Origin of the sequence: Mycobacterium sp., assembly GCF_019247615.1 — a bacterium.
Lineage (GTDB): Bacteria > Actinomycetota > Actinomycetes > Mycobacteriales > Mycobacteriaceae > Mycobacterium.
This window is the reverse complement of the sequence record NZ_JAFBAT010000180.1, coordinates 1-5,760: the sequence shown is the minus strand read 5'-3', so window position 1 is coordinate 5,760 and position 5,760 is coordinate 1. Positions and strand designations below refer to the sequence as shown.

The following is a 5,760-nucleotide window of genomic DNA, read 5'->3' as shown; positions in this document are numbered from 1 at the left end:
TCGGCCGAGGCGATGGAGCTGTTCGACACGGCGTTGATCGTGGACGAACCGGTTTTGGCGCCCGCGCGCGTCGATCTCGCAGCGTTGCGCGCCCAAGCGGTCGCCGTGCCGTCGTTGTTCGCCGATCTGGTCAGCGCGCCTGCCCGGCGCCGCGTGGACGACTCGCTGGCGGCGGCGAAATCGAGATCGGCGCTCGCCCACCGCCTGGACGGACTGCCGGAAGCCGAGCAGCACGCCGTGCTGCTGGACCTGGTGTGCTCGCACATCGCGACGGTGCTGGGGAACACCACCGCCGAGGCGATCGATCCGGACCGGGCTTTCCAGGAGCTGGGTTTCGACTCGCTGACCGCGGTCGAGATGCGCAACCGGCTCAAAACCGCGACGGGTCTGGCTCTTTCGCCGACCCTGATCTTCGACTACCCGACACCCAACGGGCTGGCCGGCTACCTTCGCACCGAACTGGCCGGGGTGCCGCAGGAGATCAAGCACGCCCCGGCGACTCGTGCCGGCCACGACGATCCGATCGCGATTGTCGGCATGTCGTGCCGCTACCCGGGCGGGGTGAGTTCGCCCGAGGACATGTGGGAGATGCTGGCCGAGGGTCGCGATGTGCTCTCGGAATTCCCGAGCGATCGCGGTTGGGATGTGGCCGGCCTCTACCACCCCGACCCCGACGTTCCGGGCACGTGCATCACCCGCACCGGGGGCTTCGTGGACGATGTCGCCGACTTCGATCCCGCCTTCTTCGGCATCGCGCCGAGCGAGGCATTGGCCATGGACCCGCAGCAACGACTGTTCCTCGAGTTGTCGTGGGAAGCTTTGGAGCGCGCGGGAATTGACCCCGAGGGCTTGCGCGGCAGCGCCACCGGTGTGTTCGCGGGGGTATATCCCCAGGGCTACGGCATGGGTGCCGCGGCTGCCGCGGAGGGTTTCCGGCTGACCGGGCAGTCGTCGAGCGTGGCGTCGGGACGGATTTCGTATGTGCTCGGGTTGGAGGGTCCGGCGGTGTCGGTGGACACGGCGTGTTCGTCGTCGTTGGTGGCGCTGCACCTGGCGGTGCAATCGCTGCGTTCCGGTGACTGCGACCTGGCCCTGGCCGGCGGCGTCACGGTCAACGCCACACCGGACATTTTCGTGGAGTTCAGCCGCATGCGCGGGTTGGCCGCCGACGGCCGCTGCAAGGCGTACGCGGGCGCGGCCGACGGCACCGGGTTCTCCGAAGGTGGCGGGATGCTCGTCGTGGAGCGTTTGTCGGACGCGCGGCGACTGGGGCATCCGGTGCTGGCGGTGGTGCGTGGCTCGGCGATCAACCAGGACGGCGCATCCAACGGGTTGACCGCGCCCAACGGGCCGTCGCAGCAGCGGGTGGTGCGTGCGGCGTTGGCGAACGCGGGATTGTCGGCGGCGCAGGTGGATGCTGTCGAGGGCCACGGCACGGGGACGACATTGGGCGATCCGATCGAAGCTCAGGCATTGTTGGCGACCTACGGTCAGGATCGCAGCGAGCCGCTCTGGTTGGGATCGATCAAATCGAACATGGGACACACCCAGGCCGCCGCGGGTGTCGCCGGGGTGATCAAGATGGTGCTGGCCATGCGCCACGAGATGCTGCCCGCCACTTTGCATGTCGACGAGCCCAGCCCGCACGTGGATTGGTCGATGGGCGCGGTGTCGCTGCTGACCGAGGGCCGGTCCTGGCCCGCGGATGGCCGCGTGCGACGCGCCGGGGTGTCCTCGTTCGGCATCAGCGGTACCAACGCGCACGTGATCGTCGAGGCGGCCCCTGCCGACTCTCAGCAGATTGTCGATAGTCCCACGCTGCCGGTGGTGCCGTGGGTGGTGTCGGCAAAGTCCTTGTCGGCGTTGGAAACCCAGTCCAGGCGGCTGGCCGAGCATGTGCGTGCCCATGGCACGCTTGACATCGCCGACGTGGGGTGGACCCTCGCGGGCCGGTCGACCTTCGCGCATCGCGCCGTCGTGGATGGGGGTGATCGCGAGCAGTTGCTTGCCGGCCTGGAGGAGCTGGCCGCCGGTGGCTCCGCATCGGTGGTGCGGGGAACCGCCATACCCACCGGCAAGACCGTCTTCGTCTTCCCCGGCCAGGGCTCCCAGCTGCTCGGCATGGGAAGAGGACTGCACGGCGCATATCCGGTGTTCGCCGAGGCCTTCGACACCGCGGTTGCCGAACTGGATCAGCACCTGCTGCGTCCGCTGCGCGGCGTCATGTGGGGTAATGACGAAAACGTCCTCAACTCAACCGAATTCGCCCAGCCCGCGTTGTTTGCCGTCGAGGTCGCCCTGTTCCGGTTGCTGGAATCCTGGGGTGTGCGTCCGGATTTCGTGATAGGCCACTCCATTGGTGAGCTTTCGGCCGCGCACGTAGCCGGTGCCCTCTCGCTGAAGGACGCGGCGGTCCTGGTCGCCGCCCGGGGCCGGTTCATGCAGGCGCTGCCGGCCGGCGGGTTGATGGTCGCCGTCGCGGCCACCGAAGAGGAGGTACGGCCGCTGCTGACCGACGAGGTCGGCATCGCGGCGATCAACGGGCCATCCGCGGTGGTCATTTCGGGTGCCCAACAAGCGGTGTCCGCCGTGGCCGATCGGCTCCGCGCCGACGGCTGCCGCGTGCACCAACTCGCGGTCTCGCACGCATTCCACTCCCCGTTGATGGACGCGATGATCGACGAATTCGGTGCGGTCGCCGCCGGTCTCGCCATCGACAAGCCCACGATTCCGATCGTGTCGAACGTGACGGGGCAGCCGGCGGGCGACGACTTCGCCTCGGCTGCTTACTGGAAGCGGCACATCCGCGAGCCCGTGCGGTTCGCCGACAGCGTGCGTTTCGTACACTCGGCCGGCGCAACGCGTTTCCTCGAGGTCGGGCCCGGCAGCGGGCTGACCGCCTCGATCGAGGAGTCGCTCGCGGATGCCCCCGTGACCACCATGTCGGCGTTGCGCCGGGATAGGACCGAGGCGGAAACCCTGATCGACGCCGTCGCGCACGGGTTCGTGACCGGCATGGGCGTGGACTGGCGAGCCGCCTTCGGTCAGGCCAACCTCGTGGAGTTGCCCACCTATGCCTTTGAGCGGCGGCGCTTTTGGCTATCCGCCGACGGCGCCGCGGCCGATGCCGCCGGTCTGGGGCTGGCCGCCACCGAGCATGCCCTGCTGGGCGCGGTGGTGGAGTTGCCGGCCTCGGGCGGCGTGGTGCTGACGGGACGATTGTCGCCGGCCACGCAGGGCTGGCTGAGCGACCACGCCATCGGCGGCGTCGTGCTGTTTCCCGGCGCGGGGTTTGTCGAGCTCGCGATCCGTGCCGGCGACGAGGTCGGATGCGGAGTCGTCGACGAGCTGAACCTGGCGGCGCCGTTGGTGTTGCCGGAGTCGGGGTCCGTGGCGGTGCAGGTGCTGGTCAGCGGCCGAGACGACTCCGATTCCCGTGCGGTATCGGTGTTCTCGCGCGCCGAGACCGGTTCCGAATGGCTGTTGCACGCCGAGGGTGTCCTGAGCGCGGGGTCCGTCGACCCGGGCGCGGACCTGTCGGTGTGGCCGCCGGCGGGCGCGGTCCCCGTCGAGGTCGGAGACGGGTATGAGCGCCTGGCCGAACGTGGCTACCGCTATGGCCCGGCATTCCGCGGCCTGACTTCGATGTGGCGCCGCGGCGACGACCTCTTCGTGGAGGTCACGCTGCCCGCCGACGCCGGGGTTTCCCCGGCCGGGTTCGGCGTTCACCCGGTGCTGCTCGACGCGGCGATGCATGCGGTGATCCTCTCTTCCGAAAACGAGGCGCTGGCGGACGGATCCGTGCTGGTGCCGTTCTCCTGGCAGGGCGTCTCGCTGCATGCCGCGGGCGCATCCGGCGTGCGCGCCCGGATCGTGCCGACCGGCACGTCCTCGGTGCGTATCGACTTGGCCGACGGCCTGGGTCTTCCCGTGCTGTCGGTGGCCTCGATGGTGGCCCGGCCCGTGACCGATCGGCAGCTGCTGGCCGCGGTGACGAACTCGCGTCCGGACCGGCTCTTCGAGGTCGCCTGGTCCGCACAGCGGCCGGCCGCGGCGCCGTCGGTGTCGGTTTTTCCCTGGGGTGCAGGCGATCTCGATCGCGGCGAGACCGAGCGGTCGGTGGTGCTGTTCGAATCCACACCGGTGCCCGGTGACGTCGTCGCCGAGGTTTATGCGGCCACGCGCGCGGTGCTGCCGGTACTGCAGTCGTGGTTGGCCCGCGACGGGGGGGAAACGTTGGTGGTGGCTACCCGGGGGGCCATGGCGTTACCCGGGGAGGATGTCACCGATCTCGCGGGGGCCGCGGTGTGGGGGTTGGTGCGGTCGGCGCAGACCGAGCACCCCGGCCGAATCGTGCTCGTCGACACCGACGCCTCCCTGGAAAATGACGACATCGCAGCGGTTTTGGCGGTGGCCGAGCCGCAGGCGTTGGTGCGGAACAAGACCGTCTACACCGCGCGCGTGCACGGCAGCCGCGCCGTCGGCGCTCTCCTGGTGCCGCCGGACGACGGCCCATGGCGGCTCGGAATGACGAACTACGGCACCATCGAGAATCTGCGGCTGGAGCGGATCCCGGACGCCGACGCGCCCCTGGGCCCCGGCCAGGTACGAGTCGCCGCGTCGGCCATCGCCGCCAACTTCCGCGACGTGATGATCGCGTTGGGCCTGTATCCCGATCCGGACGCCGTCATGGGTATCGAGGCATCCGGTGTCGTCGTGGAAGTGGGGCCCCGAACCGCCAGCGACGGCGGCCGGTTCGCGGTCGGCGACCGCGTCATGGGCCTGTTCCCGGACGGGACGGGAACCGTCGCCACCACCGACCAGCGGCTGCTGGTCAAGGTGCCCGCCGGGTGGTCACACACGGCGGCGGCAACGGCTTCGGTGGTGTTCGCCACGGCGTTCTACGCGCTGGTGGATCTGGCGCGTGTCAGGCCGGGCCAGCGCGTGCTCGTGCATGCGGCCGCCGGTGGGGTGGGCATGGCCGCGGTGCAGCTGGCCCGACACCTAGGTCTGGAAGTGTTCGCGACGGCCAGCCGCCGCAAGTGGAACACGTTGCGGGCCATGGGTTTTGACGACGATCACATCGCGGACTCGCGCAGCCTGGAGTTCGAGGAGAAGTTCCGGACGGTAACCCGCAGGGCGGGCGTCGCTGGGATGGATATCGTGCTGGACTCGCTGTCCGGTGACTTCGTTGACGCCTCGCTGCGACTGGTCGCCCCCGGCGGGGTTTTCCTGGAGATGGGCAAGACCGATGTTCGCGACCCCGGGGTCGTCGCCCGGGACCACGCCGATGTGCGATACCGCGCCTTCGACCTGTTCGAGGCCGGACCGGAGCGCATACAGCAGATGCTTGACGAGCTGGCGGCGCTGTTCGGTGAAGACGTGCTACAACCCCTGCCCGTCACCAGGTTTGACATCCGGCGCGCTCCGGCGGCATTGCGGCATCTGAGCCAGGCGCGCCATGTCGGCAAGGTCGTGATGAGCATGCCGGACGCCTGGGTGGCGGGCACGGTCCTGATCACCGGTGCCACCGGAATGGCCGGTTCGGCGTTGGCGCGTCACGTGGTGTCCCGCCACGGTGCGCGCAACGTGGTGCTGCTGAGCCGGCGCGGCCTGGACGCGCCGGGTGCCGGGGAGTTGGTGAGCGAGCTATCCGCGCACGGTGCGCAGGTACAGGTGGTCGCCTGTGACGCCGCAGACCGCGAGGCGCTGGCCAAGGTGCTCGCCGATATCCCGGTGCAGCGACCGCTGTCCGGAGTG

Annotated in this window: 1 protein-coding gene; it reads left to right on the top strand. The window is 69.7% G+C overall.

What is annotated here, in order from left to right:
* Positions 1–5,760: type I polyketide synthase (locus JO059_RS12220; protein WP_293318980.1), on the top strand; the 5,760-nt coding region annotated here is incomplete at both ends.